Origin of the sequence: Helicobacter pullorum NCTC 12824, from assembly GCF_017979475.1 — a bacterium.
GTDB classification, from domain to species: domain Bacteria; phylum Campylobacterota; class Campylobacteria; order Campylobacterales; family Helicobacteraceae; genus Helicobacter_D; species Helicobacter_D pullorum.
The window spans coordinates 1-14,702 of sequence record NZ_JAERIT010000010.1 but is presented as its reverse complement, the minus strand read 5'-3'; the positions used below and the strand labels follow the sequence as shown (position 1 = coordinate 14,702).

Below are 14,702 nucleotides of genomic sequence, written 5' to 3'. Positions count from 1 at the left end.
TCCTTAAGCTACTTTGTTTAGTTTAATATCTGCTAGTGCATTAGCTTTTAATAAATCATTCAAATCGTTATAATTATTATCCCAACTTGCGATGAAGGTATTAACGCCTAGCTTCTTTAATTTATCTCCTAACTCCATTCCACCTTGCTTACCAGCCGTATCATTATCAAAGCAAATCATTACATTTTTGCCTCTTAATAATCCTAAAATTTCATCTTTGTATGTATATACACCTGCAAAAGAAATAAAACACACATCCTCTCTCTTACTTGAGCTTATACCACTAAGAGCGTCAATATGCCCCTCACAAATCCAAATAAAATCCTTATTTCTAAGATTCTCATTTGTAAGATTAAAAGGCATAGGATAGACAATATCACTACAAAAGACATTAAGTTCTTTTGCACCTCTATTATTAGGATTTAATGAACGAACTGAAAATCCTGTAATTAAATCGGAGTATAAATCAAAGCAAGGAACAATAGCTATGTCATAACCATAATTCCAACCCACTCTATTTTTATTAAAGATTTTAAAGGAAGTTAAATCCTCCAAAGGAAAGAAGCTAATTAGGCTTTTTTCAAGACTTTTAACATCTGCATAGGATAGAAAACCTATTTTATCCAATGGGGCTTGTATTCCTCTATTTTTATAATATTCTTCCTTTTTGGCTTGATTAGTCATTAGACTATATCTATAAACAAAAGAATATAGAATCTTTAATTTTCCTAATCTATTCTCTTGCTTATATTTTGGCATTAGTTCTGCAACCTTTAAGCTTTGGTATTGCTTATCCCTTAGAAAGTTCATATATTGAACTTCTTTTTTGGGAGCTTTAAAACTTGGAGCAGTAAAACCGCTAGTAATAATGCTATCATCTAAAAAAGGAATGTTAAATTGGCTATGGAGAAACTCGCAAGCCTTTTTAAAATCTCCATTAAAGGCAAACTTGGCAATTTCAATGCTATTTCCGCCTAGATTACAAGCAAAACATTTACAAGTGTTTTGCTTCATATTAACATACATTGATGGTTTATGATCGTTGTTATTGTGACTCTTGTAATTTAAGCAAGTGGTAAATTTGCCTTTAATCTGATTTATTCCAAAGGAGGAAAGAACTTCTAAAATAGGAATATTCTTTAATGCCTCTAAATTAAATTTGTATCGCATATAAAATTCCTTTTTTAGTTATTGGAGTTTATAGTATTTTTTCTCTATGGTGCTAAACGCATAAATATTTGAAACAAATTGCTCTTGTGTTTTAGCACTATTCTCATCTTTACTTATAAGCATTTCTTTTTTAGAGAAGCTCCCTTTAATAAGAAATCCGCTAATCTCATCATTAAAGAATCCTGAACCTAAAAGCAAAGAGGATTGCCCCTCATTTGGAGGCATAATAGACACCACTTTATCGCTTTTAGGAAGAGTAACTCTTTTAAAGAAATTCTTAGCCATATTTGACTTTTGAAGCATTGCTTCAATCTGCCAAATTTTAGGATTCCCTATGTGATTAAATAATATTTTTCTTTTAGTTTTTTGAGGAATAACAATATCCCCCAAATCAACCTCATTAAATGGAACAGAAGCTTCAGGTGAAATGGCTCGATGATAATCTTCTTCTCTCATTTCTACCTTATCCACTTTTTTAAGTAAAAGAAAGTATTGTTTATAATTCTTTCTATCTGCATTATTAAAGTAGAAGTTATGTATCACCTCCATTCCATTAAGCTTTAAAATTTTAGTCATTTTCATATTAGCAGTTGAGGTAGGATTAATGATTAAAAGCATAATCCCCTCTCTTACCAAAGTTTTTGTCCACCTTAAAACAAACTCTGTTTCAGCCCTTGTTTGCTTCCCTCCAACTTTTATATCCAAATAGGGAGGATTTAAAAAAAGGAAAGAGAACGCATTTCGGCTCTTATTAATACCAAATAAAGCGTCAGAGCAAATTAGATTATCTAATTTCTCAAAAGCTTTTTTAGCTCTCTCTTCATCTAGCTCAACTCCATAGGTTGTAACACCTGCAAATCTTTTAAATCGACTTAGTGCTTCACCCTCTCCACAACAAGGATCACAAACATTAAAATCACTAGGAATTTGTTTGCTTGAGAGACTGTCTAAAATAGCCTCAACCGCTTTATTGTCTGTTGGGAAAAATCCCATTGCTATTTGATTGGCTAATCTTGACATTAATCCTCCTTATGCAGTTTTCTTTAATGATTTATGGAAGTAAAAATACTCCACCGCCTCAGTCAAAATATTGTAATCATTGTCTTTTATTTTTTTACAAAGCCACAATTTTGACTGTTTATCCCAACTTTCAAAGCAAAATAAAAGCCCTTGAAACAAAAATGTCTCATACAGGGAAACTATTAATTCCGCATCATTTGGAATTGGAATTGGTAGCCCCATAAGCCATTGCCTAAAAAGCTCCAAATCATCTCCCTTGTTTTTATTAAGAGATACAAAGGCAAACACTCCATCAGTGATGATATTAGAGTGCAAGATACAATGAGCGTATCCATTTTCAAGCTGAGTAATCTCTCGCTTGATTTTGCCTTCTCCCCAAAAAGAAAGAAATTCAGATTCGATTTTGTTTTCTTTTTGTGGAAGTTTATCTTTTGGGATATTGATATAACCTGCCTTGCCACTAATAACAGAGGCAGAGATAGATTGAATAATTTGGCTTTTGCCAAACAACTCTAAATAATACCAATGACAAGAATCTACTAGCCCATTAATCAAAAATATTTGTTTATTGTCTATATATGCTTTTTGAATAGACATTTAATCTCCTTGAAATAAATTAGTTTTGAATTGATTTGATTTGTATTTGAAAGTTTTTAGAAGTAAAGAGAAATGAGAGTATATAAAAGCAGAAACTGCTTAAATACTAAAAAAGAGGCAATGAGAGTTGATAGTTTTTCTTGCTATTATCTTTATCAGTTTCAAGCATTTCTAAAATATCTTTTTGTGTCATCATTGCTGATTTCCTTTTCCCATTTTCTATAAAAGTTACATTAACTAAAGAGCTTTGAATTTCCTCAAAATGTGTCTTTAGGTAATCTTTTTTAGAAGTTGTTTTTTCTTGTGTGATTACAATAGATTTATTCTCTTTTAGAGAATTATTTTGTTGTAAATCAAGATAAAACGCTTCATAGCTATTCCACTCTCTAGCTATGAAACTCCAACCATTTGTTTGGATTTCATCACTGCTAGTGTTGTTGCCTCTTAGGATAGATTGTGCTATTTGTTCTTGTATCGAGCATTCTCCTGCAAATGAAGCAAGTTCTCGTTCAGTAGTAACTAAACGCCCATCTAAACTATTTAAGGCTTTGATTTTTTTGCTCATTAGAGCTAAAGCAGTTTGTTGTGGAGTGTTAGCATAGGTTAAAAATTTAACTTTGCAAGTTTCTTTTTGTCCTATTCTCCAAGCTCTGCGTGAAGCCTGTTTTAATGTGCTTACATTGTAACCTGTTTCATAGAAAATGATTGTTGGAAAACCAAGTAAATCAAGTCCTGTTTTAACAAGTTCAGGATTGCACACTAAAACATCGCAGGGATTTTCTTTAATCCAAACATCTCGCTTATCTGCTTTAATTTTAGAATCGAGGAAATTAATTTTTTTATCAGGGAAATTTGCTTTAAGAATGCCAACAATTCGTTCAGCAACTCCTAAATTAGAAAAAGTTACATAAACAAGGCAATTTCTATCTAGGTTTAGTTCCTTTTCAATTTCTGAAATTAATACCTTGTCCTTATTGGTAACAAAGTCATCACTAACAGGAGCTTTATAATGGGCATAACAGATTCTATTTCTACCTATTGCATTTTTTGATAAGTGAGGCAAATCAGGGATAGATAAAGAATCATTTGCCAAAGCCCCAAGTAATCCTTTGTCTTCTATTATACTTTGTGATAAATCAGAAATATATTTTAGATAAGTAAACCCAAACTCATCATCAAGAGAGACAGGAATAACTTCCTCCTCGTAGTTTGGCAGTTTAAAGTTCATCTCATCAAGCCTTAAAAATAATGTCATTGATAATAAATCTTTTATCATCAATGGGTGTATTTTAGGCAGTTCTTTTATTTTTTTACCCTTTCTACCCTTTCGAGTAACAACACCTTCATTTTCCTCTAACTCTTGAGAATCACTATAATTAATCTCAAATGCTCCATATTTTTCAACAAAAAGGCTTGTATCATTATATGAAAACCCTAGAGACAACATTAATTGTGGATTCATTCTATAAAGAATATAAAACAATGAGGAAGCATAGCCATTTAGTAATGTTCCTGTCAATCCCACAACTTTCTTACTACAAGAGGCTAATTGTCCAAAAGCATATCCTTGAGCAGTATCGCCTCCTTTAAGTTCGTGTATTTCATCAAGAATTAAAAGATTAATGAAGCCTTTTGGTAATTGCTTTTTAATGTATTCAGCAACACCTATTCGGATATTGACACCCTTTAGAGCTTCTTTTTTTGTCCCACTATACCAACTGCCAAAAGTGTGTTGTCTCTCTTTTGGAATATAGACTTTTCTACACTTTTTGCACTTTTCAATAGGGTCAAAACTTTCTCCAAATATTTCAGCACTTTTTACTCTTGATTGTAAAAAATTCTGATCGTCTGAGAGAATGTAGTCACCATCAACCTTAATCATTAATTTTAAAGATTGAGGTTCTGATTTGATTAAATCATTAGGTATTTCTTCAAACTCTTTTAAAACACCACCACAAGACGCACATTTTATTTGCCAATTTGTAGCTGTTTTAACCACAATATAATTGTGAAGCAAACTTGCTTCCTCTCTAGGATAAGAGAGTTTAGCGGTTTCCTTAGAGCATATAAAAAAACGAATTAATCCTTTTTCTTTTTTTATGTTTTTGAAATATGTCATTGTTAAATAGTTTTTAACAATAACAATTTCGTAATTCACAATTTTGTTATCCCCTTTTCCTAATGTTTTTTCTATTTCATCTGCCCATTTTGGAACTAGATGAGAAGGCGACATCAAGAAAACATTACCTCCATTTTCCTTATAGAGCAAATAGGACATTGCAATACCCATAATGGTTTTACCTGTTCCCATTTCACTGCTAACAAGCAACGATTTATTCTTTCTTAGGTGTTGTATGCCTGCTGAAATGATAGTTGCTTGAGTTGGAAAAGGATTTCTTTTTAATTTTAAAAGGTTTTCTAAATCTTTTTTATAAGCCTTTGGATTTTCAAACCCCTTAAAATCAGGATTTACGATTTTGTTTAGCTGATTCTTGATGGTATCAGCATTGTTAGTTAAAAATTCTTGGAAATTCATAGTTTCCATTTTTATCCTTTATTGTTTTTTATTAAAGCCCTTTTTGTAAAAAAAGCTAATTTACACAAAAGAATATCCATAGTCCTTTATATGCTATTTTATTCTTAAACAATTTTTAATAATTTTTAGTGGATTTTTAATTTGCAAGAAAGAAAGAAGTAAGGAGGGATTGGTTTGAGAGATATTCCTTTAATGTTTTTTCAAAGGAGCTATATCCATAGCAACTATAAATATCTCCATTGATTTCCACACGATAAACTTCTCCATTAGCCCAATTGGTTACCTCATTGATAAGAATATTCCAATTATGAAATATTTTATCTTTGAGTTTTTTTGTAATTCTATCAACCCCATACCACTCTCTAATATTGGCTTTACTAGCAAATAAGAAACCTGCCACACCGCTATCAAAGGGGCAATTAAATAATGGAGAGCAATTTCCCTCTAAAGCAAGGCTAATGTTACTGTGAATGTAAGCATAAACCTTTTTATAGACATAGTCATTCTTGCTTAAGAATGCTTCTATATCATCAATAGATTCGAAATCATCAGGAACACTAAATTCCTTCTCTCCATTTTTATCAATGATTGTTTTAACCCCAATGTTATATCTTCTTAAAAGAGATAACAATGTTGGATTGCAATCCCACTCAAGAGGATTCTCTGCGAACTCATCAACAGAGATTCTAACCTCTTTTCCATTTACTAAAAGATTGCAGTCAAAATAAGTCCAAGGATTTTCCAATAACTCATCTAACTCTACTTCAATTAAAATTTCTTTTTGTGCTAAATTTGTCATATTGTTTTCTTTATATTGTTTTTTTTTAAAAACATTTAAGGCTAGAGTGCCTTTTTGTAGTATCCCTCTTTTTGATATAAGGAATACACTTTTTTCCACTAATTACATTCGCAAAGCGACTTAAAATGCCATTTAATAATGAAGATTGACTTTTTTGTGCTTTTGCTTTCTGGTGTATTTAGTCCTATCTCTGACAACCTTAGTTTGCAGAGAAATCTCTCTCTTATAGTTTTTAACTATATTTAGATCTCTTTTTTTCATAATTTATCCTTTTTATTTTTATTTTAATTTTACAAAGAGGCATAGTCTCTAAATTATAATCAAAACAATATGCCTTGAGTTTTTTTATCTAGGGCAATATTGTTTTGGAGAATTTTTTCCTCACTAAAAGAGATTCTATTACTTATGTAAGTATAAGTGACTTCCCTATACAGCCATTTTTCTTCATTGTGATAATAGATGTATTCTATATCTATATAGGGAGGTTCAGAACTCTTTTTGAGATAGTTTTTTTTAAAAGACTTGGAGGCTTCGGCATAAGGAAAGGTATTTGGAGCTTCATAGGGTTTATAATAATTCACTTCTTTGATATTTGGATCAATAGAAGACATACAACCACCTAAAACTAGCTCTTTTGCTAAAGCATAATCATTATAGAATTCAAGTAAGATTCTACCATTATGTTCTAAATACCCATCAAAGTGGCAATAACTAGCCACAATGTTCCCATTTTCAACAAAGCCTATCAAACTTCTTGTTGCCATTTTTACTCCTTAATTAAATTTTGAATGGAACTATAAAAATCACAAAATGCAGTTTCAATAGCTTTAACAATAAAAAGTATAGAAACAAAACAAACAAAAACAATAACTATAAGTGCAATCATTGCTGTTAGGAAAAATAAAAATCAATTACAGCCATTCGATTCGGACATATCCATTTTTGGCATAATCGCTTTCTAAAGCAACCCTTTTTAAAGCCATTAAACGAACTTTATTCTCATCTGAAGCCTTTAACTCTTTAATATTTAAATCAATCAGGCTTTGGCTATTGACTTCAATGTAGCTCTCTGATTCGTCAATATAAGTTTCTAAACCAAAAGATTGCAGAAAATTAATACAACCTTCATAGTCATAATTGAAACCTAAACAATTTCCATACTCAATTTCATATTTTTTTATGGTATAGGCTCTATAACCCATTTTTACTCCTTTTTATTATTTATTTTTTATAACATTTAGGGCAAACTACTACATAATTATCTCCAACCTTGTCATCTCCAATGTGATGAATTGCGGATTCTTTAGCACCACAAATATCACAATTAGCTTTTAGAAATTCAATAGCAGAGGCATAGGGAATTAATGTTGTAATGTTGCTCCAAGTTTGATTATGAATGTTGGCATTTAATCCTGCCAGCATTAATACTTTTTTATTTTCAAGACCAATTAAATATTGAATATATTGTTTATTAAAGAATTGAATTTCGTCAATAAAAATATAATCGTAATTTTGTAGATTAGTCCTTTCATCTCCAAATTTTAAATGAATATCGGGCTCTCTACCCCTTGAAATAAAATCTCTATTATCGCAACTAGGGCGAATAAATATGAGTTTTTCATTTTGCCCTTTAGTTTTTGATAGATCATTAGCAACTTCTAAGAGCAATGCAGATTTGCCTGATTTCATAGAACCCAAAATTAACTCCATATTTACTCCTTATTGCCAACAACCCCTTTAATTTCAAAAGGACAATTGGTGCAATTGTTTTCATTTTTTAATACAGGGCAAATACTGCAAGGCAATATTTCCTCACCACAACTTTTGCAAATATGAGCAACAAATCCATTAACTAATGGATTTTCATATTCGCAATACAAGCAAAGCTCATAGCTTATATTGTCCATTATTATTCCTTTTTAAATTTTATTGACTGCAACTATGTTCCCATAGCTATCAGTTGAAATTTTATAAAGCTGTTCTTTCAAGCTTTTTTCATAACAATCACCCAAATAATCCACCGCATAATGAGACAAGGAAAGAATGTCAGTATTCTTATAATATTTCCACCACACCTTATTAATCTCATTAAAGGCAACATAAGCATTTATCTTTTTATGGAGTTTGATTTTTTTGGGGGATATGTTGTTTTGGAGCAATAATTCCGCAAAACGATTGTTAGCACTTTTCATAACAACCCCCTTAGTTTTAAATCTCTAAGCTCAGAATCGCTTAATAGATTTTCACAACCAAGTTTATAAGTTGTGACTAAAACTGCCCCAAATCTTCCTTGACGCTCTAAAATAGTAACAATTCCTGTTGGTTCATCAACAATTTTTTGGGAAATCGTTTTGTGGTTGCAACCATTTTCTTGAGGTTGCGTTTTTCTAATAGCTCTACTAATAGCAGAGCTGAGGCTTTCTGATTCATTGGCAGTAAAACGCTGAATGAATCTTTCTGCAAAATGTTCTGTAGCTTTCAAGCCAGCAGAGATTTGCCTTGTAAGTAAATTTCTTACAAAATCCTCATTTTGCTTTGTTTTTTTAGCTTCTTTTGAAGCCAATGCCTTTGCAGTTTTAACTGCACTTACTTCCAAAATTTCTTTAATATTTATTGCCATTTGTTCTCCTTTTATCGTGGCAATCCACAAGAGAACAAACAGCATTATCCACAAAGGGATAAAGGTTTATCCCCTTATGGAGTGTTAATAAAGTCACATTGTGACTAAAAATAATATTTTAAAGCCTTAGGGTTTAAGGCTTTAAATATTTAAATTCAATCTTTTATTTTCTTAATAATCTTGGCTGCTTCTGTATGGCTTAAATATTTAAAACTTTCACCATTACATTTAGATTCAAAAAATCCTATTTCGATTTTTGCTTTATAGTATGGGATTTTCAAAATAATCTTAGCTTCATTCTTTGAGATTTTAAAGGCGTGTTGTTTTGGATTACTTCCATTATAAAGCTCTGCTTTTAGGCAAGAAATAAAATCGAAAGCCTTTGAATAATGTAATTGTAAGGCGGGTTCTTCGCCATATTCTGTTTGTTCATAGCTTCTAAAATCTGCGAAATGCCTATTCACCACATTTACTAAAAATGAAAACAGCTCATCGCTATCTTTAAAAGGCTTATGGGAGGGCAAAGATTCTGCCCCTCTTAATCTAAATCGCAACCCTGCAATAGTTATATAATCTCTTTCCATCTTTTTATTCCTTTTATTATTTTTTTATGGGCTTAAAAATCTTCTGCTTTACAAGCTTACAAAACTTTTTTGCAAACTTAATGCCTACTTTATTTTCTTTAAGTGCATAATATTGAACAATTATCTCTCCATAGCCTATTCTTTTCTCTATATCCCTTTGAACTATTACGATTTCATCATAAAAAAATCTTTCTCTTGTAACATTTGATTGTGGAGAATCAATGCTACCTATTGATATATTATATTTGGAGTGTTCATCAATATCGACAATATAGATAAAAAAGGTAGGCGGATATGACAGTTTAACACAACATATAATTTGATATGTCGAACCCCCAAGAGATTCCAAAAATTCAATAAAAGCCTTAATTGGCTCACTATAATTGCAACAAAAATCACGATTTTGCTTGTAGTAGTATTGATAAAAATTACGATTTTCTATCGGTAATTTTGCATTATAAAGAAAATGAACAATCTCTTCTGCCAAATTTTTCATTATCACTCCTTATATTCTTTTTTACTTCTATTTCCTGTCCAACCTGTAACAAGAATACAAGTGCTACTTTCCTTGTCATATTGGGCAATAATGCTCATAGCCCCATTAGTAACCTCAAATGTTCTAATGTTGGGCTTATTTTTGATTTCATTTAAAATTTGAGGAATGAGAGTTAGCTCTAATTTTCTTTCTTCGCATCTTTCTAAGAAATGCTTTGTGGGAATAATTTTTACCACTTTAACTCCTTTTAAATAACTTCTTTTAAATTTTTTATTGATTCCCTATCAGAGAAGTTATCAAATTTTGCAATTTGTCCCTCATTATTAATAATAAAAGTTTCTTGCCTGATTTCAACTTCTCTAACATCAAAAACATTCATAACTTTTTGCCCAACCCTATCAATTGATTCAATTTCATAATCATTTTCTTCAGGGTAAAAAGCAAATCTGCCTTTATTTACTTCAAAAAACTCATATTGTCCATTAGGAGTTTTAAAAGTTTTTTTGCAGAAGTTTTTTGCTTGATTGAGGGTATTAAATACCCTTAATCTGTAATGATTTTCTAAATAGTTGTCACAATAAATGATGAGTGCATATAGTTTTTTGATTTCATAGATATTATTCATTTTTTATTCCTTTATGCGATTTTTTTAACCCAAATTTTTTCTCCATCTGCACTAGTATGCAAAGAGAAACCTAAGGTTTGTATTTGCTTTTCTTTTTTGAAAGTATTGCCCTCAATTTTCAAAAAGCCATTTTTTTCTATAGCTTTTAATCCTAAAGCCTCTATTGCCTTGAGTTCCATTTTTAAATTGTTTGGAACTTCAACATCATTAAAACTTTCAGGAATTTCAGCTTCAATACTTTCATCATCAGCAATTACAATATCAATATCACCTAGATTTTCAGAGCCTCCGCCAACAGAATTAACAACTCCTATTTCCTCAGGTATATACATTCCATTAATGTTAAAAGCTTTTCTCAAAGCTTGTGACTCTGCAACCTTTTTTAACATTGTATTAGGCTTTTCAGCCCAAAACCTTGTTATTTCTCCCTGCTTAGTCTTCTGAACATACTCAGAATAATAGACTTCAGAAGAAAAGACTTCTTTTGTATCTGTCCTATACACTTGTGCAATAGCACATAAGTCTTTTTTAACTTCCCATTGTCCATTAACTAAGATGGGTGTTTCTTTTAAGAAGGATTCTGATTTAATCCCTCCAAACTTGCTACTTTTATGGGCAATACTTAATAGTCCATCCCTACTTACTAGAGGATCAACTTTGGTGACCCATTGCCCATTAATTTTGGCATTTCTTTCCACGAAGAATATCTCTCGTGTAATTGGATTTAGCTCATAAATGTTAGCCACTTTTAAGCAATACTCCATATCTTGTGCTGTCGCACCAATAGGAAAGAATTGTTTTTTGATGAACTCTAAATCTAAAGCACTTGTTGTGCTTAAACTTTTATTTGTGTTATTTGTTGTTAAATGTGTATTCATTGATTTTCCTTTAAAATAGATAGTAATCGCCCCTTTTAAGTATTTTGATTCTAAAAATTTAAAAAAATTTTAAAAAAGAAAAAAGAGGGGGGATTTATTGTATATTGTAGAGAACATTGAAACCTTTAAAGCTAAAGGCTAAACTATTTTTTTAATTCCTCCAAGAGAACAGAAATAATTTCTTTGCACCATATAATAGGTGAAAGAAAAAAGACTTTTGCAAGTTCTAAGAGGCTTTTTGGAACTTTATAGCCTTTTTTAATCATTATGCCTATAATTATGCTTCCACAAATTAAGGATAATATTAAATATATGGATATAAAGTAAAGTAAAATTTTCATTTAGCTCCTTTAAAAAATAATGAAGCGATTAGATAAGTTTATGGAGATTAGGGTTAATAAATTTGATTAATGCTTTTTGGACTGTTATAAGTGTAACATCATCTATAATGCCAATTTTATTTTGAAAGCGATTTGTAGATGAATATCTTGCTTGTTGGATATTAAAACCTGATATATTAGCTAGTCCATTTGTGGTATTTGGTTGTATTTTAATTAACCAATAATTCTCCTGTTTCTAAGTCCTCATAAAGAATGGAGCTCAGTTTGGGGTCATTATCTACAATTTTTATAGCATTATGCCAATTTTCTAATTCCAATTTATATTTATACTCTCTAACCGCTTTTCTAATAATCTCAGAAACTGATTTCATTCCATAATCACGCTTAATTTCATCAAGCATTTGTCTGAAATCTGAATCTGCATTAAAAGTTATTTTAACAGCCTCCATTTTTGCTCTTTATTTCTAAAAGTATGGCAATTATACCATACTTTTATTTATCTTTTTTTTTCCATATCTTTGCCTTTTGATAGATAAAATACAAAGGTATTATTTGTGCTTTCTATCTTATTATGCAAATAAGAGAGAGTATAAAGAAGCCCACCGCATTTATCTACTCTCAAATTAGAGCAAGAATAATTTACTCTATCCTTAGCACCAACACTATAATTAAAGCTCAATGTATTAGCGTTGAAAGATAGAGTATATATCCTATCTGACTTTAATTGAGAATCCCAATAGGAATCCTTAATAACAAAGGATTCCATCTCTTGTTCATTCCAAAACTTATAGACAGTTTCTACAAGTTTTTTCTCAAGTTTTAAGCTCATCTTACTCCTTATTTAATTAGAATTGAACCTGATTTATTGGTTGTTTTTTGATATTTTTCAAAAACTTCTGCATATAAATCAGGCTCTGTTTCTTTAAAAGTCTTTGTATCTAGTGACGCATAGCTAGTGCCACTTAAGGCAGATACAAAATTATCACCAACTTGTATTTTACGAATTTGTGAAGTTCGCATTTCCTCTAAAAGTTTCTCTTTCCACGCTTTTAATTTGACTTCAAGAGGTTTTATTTCTTTTTGTAATAAAACGACTTGCTCGCCTAATTTTAGCATTTCTACAGGGGCAATATCATTGGATACACCTTTTTGCATAAGTGGGCAAGAGTTTTTATAAGCACAACTTGAGCAATATTGTTCTTCTGCCTCAGGCTCAACACCTGTTTTTAAAGCTTTATATAAAATCCTAGCTTTTTCTAATGCCATATTTTGCAATAAAGGATTCTTTTCAATCTCAAAGATTTTATGAAATCCTGTATTAACATTTACAGCAAAGACAAAAGCTTTTAAAGGTTTTTTATCACCTAAACATTTTTCCAACAAAAAGAGTTGAAACTGAACCTGCAAAATCCAAGAATCATAAGGATTTTCTATTGGAGATTGAATGCTCTTACATTCAACAATGTTAATAGAATCCTCATTTTCAATTAAAAAATCAATATGACTTTTTAAAAAGCCACTTTGATCTTGCACTTCAAATTGCTCTTTGAAGTTTAGCCCCATCAATCCCTTTTTGACAATTTTCTCTGCTAAGTGTCCTCTTTGAAACACAATCCCTTGCTCGATAGAATGAGCATTTGGCTGTGTTTTAGTTAAGAAGACTCTTCTAGGACAAGAGCCTATATCAGAACTTCCGATATAAAGACTTCTATCGCCCAAACTTTTTACACTTTCTTCAGACAAAGTATCTAAAAAAGCTTTGTCCCAAATATTCTTTAAAGCTTCAATTTTCATTTTCTATCCTTATTTTTATTTTTTAATTTCTTTAAGATGATAAACTTCTTTCATCATCTTTTCTTTAATCATTTGGATATTTTGTTCTGCTTTATCATATCGCCCAACTCTTTTTTGTTGGACAATATTCCAATCTTGATTTTCTGGGCTATATTCATATATAAATATTTTGAATACAACCGCTTCTTGTTTTTTGTCTTCATAATCTACACATAAAGACAATTTGTTTTCAGAATCACTTGAATAATAGAAAACAAATTCTTCTTTTTTATTTGTGGCATTAAAGGTTTTTATAATGTTGTAAATAGAAATCTCATAGAGCTGAGATAACTCCTCTTTCATTGAGAAATCTTCTATTTTTTCCATTAGTCTTTCAGCCTCCTCTTTACCTAAATTATATCCAAGGCTGATATAGAGTTCCATTTGCAAAGGATTGTGTCCTCTTTGTTCGGAATATCTATTATTTAGCCTTTCTATAATTTGAAAGTTTTCAATGACATATACACCATTATCGCTTGCAATATATTGATTGCTTTTATAATCGCATATTTCACCATCAAAAACTTTTTTTGATATATCAAGTATGGCTTTGAACTCTTCAAATCCAAATTTGTGTGGATTCTTTTTATATTCATATTTAGCTACTCTCAACAAAGGCTCAATAGAATCTCTACCGCCATTCCAAGATTGATAAATAGCTATTTTTTTATCTTTATTTGTAATTAAACACCTGTTACCCATTTTTACTCCTTATATATCATCACTAAAATAATATATACAATCTATAAACTCACTGATAAACCCACTTACATTGTGTGCAAAGTGTGGAACATCCTTGCTAGTCTTGCAATATTTTTTTTGAAATTCATCAAGAGTAACCATATCTTTAGAATTTTCTAAAATTTCTTTTAGTCTTTTTTCTAATTTAGGCAACTCAACCTTTACTTCCTCTATACTTTTTAAAGCTTCTTTGAAGCTAAATAAAACTTGTCTCAAGTCATATTCTCTTTTATTAATATTATTCATTTTATAACGATAAACCCCATTTAACATTTTTTTAAAGCTCAAACTAAGAAAAAAAGAAAGATTCTAATAACTTAAGAAAGATTATTTAAAAGTGTGGGGAAATTTATTGTTTTTTGTAGATTTTGTAGATTGTTTAAGCAGTCAAGAGAACCTTAACTGCATAACTTAGCCCAAGATTCTTTTTATGAAATCAAAAACACTAGGTTGAAGTATTAT

The 14,702-nt window shown here is 30.6% G+C and carries 23 protein-coding genes; all 23 read right to left on the bottom strand.

From position 1 onward, the window contains the following. Positions 1-3 precede the first annotated feature (3 nt). Positions 4-1,170, bottom strand: a complete 1,167-nt coding sequence (locus JJQ98_RS07260; protein WP_134043152.1) for a toprim domain-containing protein — start codon at positions 1,168-1,170, stop codon at positions 4-6. Positions 1,171-1,188: 18 nt separating this feature from the next. Continuing rightward, on the bottom strand, positions 1,189-2,190 hold the full coding sequence (locus JJQ98_RS07255) for a DUF6094 domain-containing protein (RefSeq protein WP_151105308.1): 1,002 nt from the start codon (positions 2,188-2,190) through the stop codon (positions 1,189-1,191). Between the two features lie 9 nt (positions 2,191-2,199). Continuing rightward, positions 2,200-2,787, bottom strand: a complete 588-nt coding sequence (locus JJQ98_RS07250; RefSeq protein WP_005020493.1) for a hypothetical protein — start codon at positions 2,785-2,787, stop codon at positions 2,200-2,202. 106 nt (positions 2,788-2,893) lie between these two features. Beyond that, a complete protein-coding gene (locus JJQ98_RS07245; protein WP_151105309.1) occupies positions 2,894-5,332 on the bottom strand; it encodes a DEAD/DEAH box helicase family protein in 2,439 nt (812 codons plus the stop codon). A gap of 127 nt (positions 5,333-5,459) precedes the next feature. Then, entirely contained in the window at positions 5,460-6,122 is a 663-nt protein-coding gene (locus JJQ98_RS07240; RefSeq protein WP_134043144.1) for a hypothetical protein, read from the bottom strand. Positions 6,123-6,254: 132 nt separating this feature from the next. Next, positions 6,255-6,383: a DUF7230 family protein gene (locus JJQ98_RS08905; RefSeq protein WP_257005446.1), complete on the bottom strand. Its 129-nt coding sequence runs from the start codon at positions 6,381-6,383 to the stop codon at positions 6,255-6,257. 59 nt (positions 6,384-6,442) lie between these two features. Then, entirely contained in the window at positions 6,443-6,886 is a 444-nt protein-coding gene (locus tag JJQ98_RS07235) for a hypothetical protein (RefSeq protein WP_005020497.1), read from the bottom strand. 147 nt (positions 6,887-7,033) lie between these two features. After that, positions 7,034-7,324, bottom strand: a complete 291-nt coding sequence (locus JJQ98_RS07230) for a hypothetical protein (RefSeq protein WP_134043141.1) — start codon at positions 7,322-7,324, stop codon at positions 7,034-7,036. A gap of 19 nt (positions 7,325-7,343) precedes the next feature. Further along, positions 7,344-7,832, bottom strand: coding sequence for a thymidine kinase (locus JJQ98_RS07225; protein ID WP_134043138.1), 489 nt, complete (start codon positions 7,830-7,832; stop codon positions 7,344-7,346). Between the two features lie 2 nt (positions 7,833-7,834). Beyond that, positions 7,835-8,029, bottom strand: coding sequence for a hypothetical protein (locus JJQ98_RS07220; protein ID WP_054197499.1), 195 nt, complete (start codon positions 8,027-8,029; stop codon positions 7,835-7,837). Positions 8,030-8,041: 12 nt separating this feature from the next. Continuing rightward, the gene (locus tag JJQ98_RS07215) at positions 8,042-8,314 is read right to left on the bottom strand and encodes a hypothetical protein (protein ID WP_005020502.1); all 273 of its coding nucleotides are present in this window, start codon (positions 8,312-8,314) and stop codon (positions 8,042-8,044) included. Next, a complete protein-coding gene (locus tag JJQ98_RS07210; RefSeq protein WP_060660944.1) occupies positions 8,311-8,742 on the bottom strand; it encodes a hypothetical protein in 432 nt (143 codons plus the stop codon). Before JJQ98_RS07210 ends, JJQ98_RS07215 begins: the two co-directional genes overlap by 4 nt. A gap of 155 nt (positions 8,743-8,897) precedes the next feature. Further along, positions 8,898-9,326, bottom strand: coding sequence for a hypothetical protein (locus JJQ98_RS07205; RefSeq protein WP_134043135.1), 429 nt, complete (start codon positions 9,324-9,326; stop codon positions 8,898-8,900). Between the two features lie 16 nt (positions 9,327-9,342). Beyond that, the gene (locus JJQ98_RS07200) at positions 9,343-9,822 is read right to left on the bottom strand and encodes a hypothetical protein (RefSeq protein ID WP_060660945.1); all 480 of its coding nucleotides are present in this window, start codon (positions 9,820-9,822) and stop codon (positions 9,343-9,345) included. A 2-nt stretch (positions 9,823-9,824) separates the two neighbouring features. Next, positions 9,825-10,058: a hypothetical protein gene (locus JJQ98_RS07195; protein ID WP_060660946.1), complete on the bottom strand. Its 234-nt coding sequence runs from the start codon at positions 10,056-10,058 to the stop codon at positions 9,825-9,827. 11 nt (positions 10,059-10,069) lie between these two features. Continuing rightward, entirely contained in the window at positions 10,070-10,447 is a 378-nt protein-coding gene (locus tag JJQ98_RS07190) for a hypothetical protein (RefSeq protein WP_134043132.1), read from the bottom strand. An 11-nt stretch (positions 10,448-10,458) separates the two neighbouring features. Continuing rightward, positions 10,459-11,325 carry a phage recombination protein Bet gene (gene bet / locus JJQ98_RS07185; RefSeq protein WP_060660948.1) on the bottom strand — a complete coding sequence of 289 codons (867 nt, stop codon included), beginning with the start codon at positions 11,323-11,325 and terminating at the stop codon, positions 10,459-10,461. A gap of 143 nt (positions 11,326-11,468) precedes the next feature. Then, entirely contained in the window at positions 11,469-11,666 is a 198-nt protein-coding gene (locus JJQ98_RS07180; RefSeq protein ID WP_134043129.1) for a hypothetical protein, read from the bottom strand. Positions 11,667-11,875: 209 nt separating this feature from the next. Continuing rightward, a complete protein-coding gene (locus JJQ98_RS07175; RefSeq protein ID WP_134043126.1) occupies positions 11,876-12,115 on the bottom strand; it encodes a ribbon-helix-helix protein, CopG family in 240 nt (79 codons plus the stop codon). Between the two features lie 47 nt (positions 12,116-12,162). Next, positions 12,163-12,495 carry a hypothetical protein gene (locus JJQ98_RS07170; RefSeq protein WP_151105310.1) on the bottom strand — a complete coding sequence of 111 codons (333 nt, stop codon included), beginning with the start codon at positions 12,493-12,495 and terminating at the stop codon, positions 12,163-12,165. 8 nt (positions 12,496-12,503) lie between these two features. Next, complete coding sequence (locus tag JJQ98_RS07165; RefSeq protein WP_151105311.1) at positions 12,504-13,460, bottom strand: PD-(D/E)XK nuclease family protein; 957 nt, start codon at positions 13,458-13,460, stop codon at positions 12,504-12,506. A gap of 15 nt (positions 13,461-13,475) precedes the next feature. Next, positions 13,476-14,201: a hypothetical protein gene (locus JJQ98_RS07160; RefSeq protein WP_210670806.1), complete on the bottom strand. Its 726-nt coding sequence runs from the start codon at positions 14,199-14,201 to the stop codon at positions 13,476-13,478. Positions 14,202-14,210: 9 nt separating this feature from the next. Next, positions 14,211-14,486, bottom strand: coding sequence for a hypothetical protein (locus tag JJQ98_RS07155; protein ID WP_210670805.1), 276 nt, complete (start codon positions 14,484-14,486; stop codon positions 14,211-14,213). Positions 14,487-14,702: the final 216 nt, after the last annotated feature.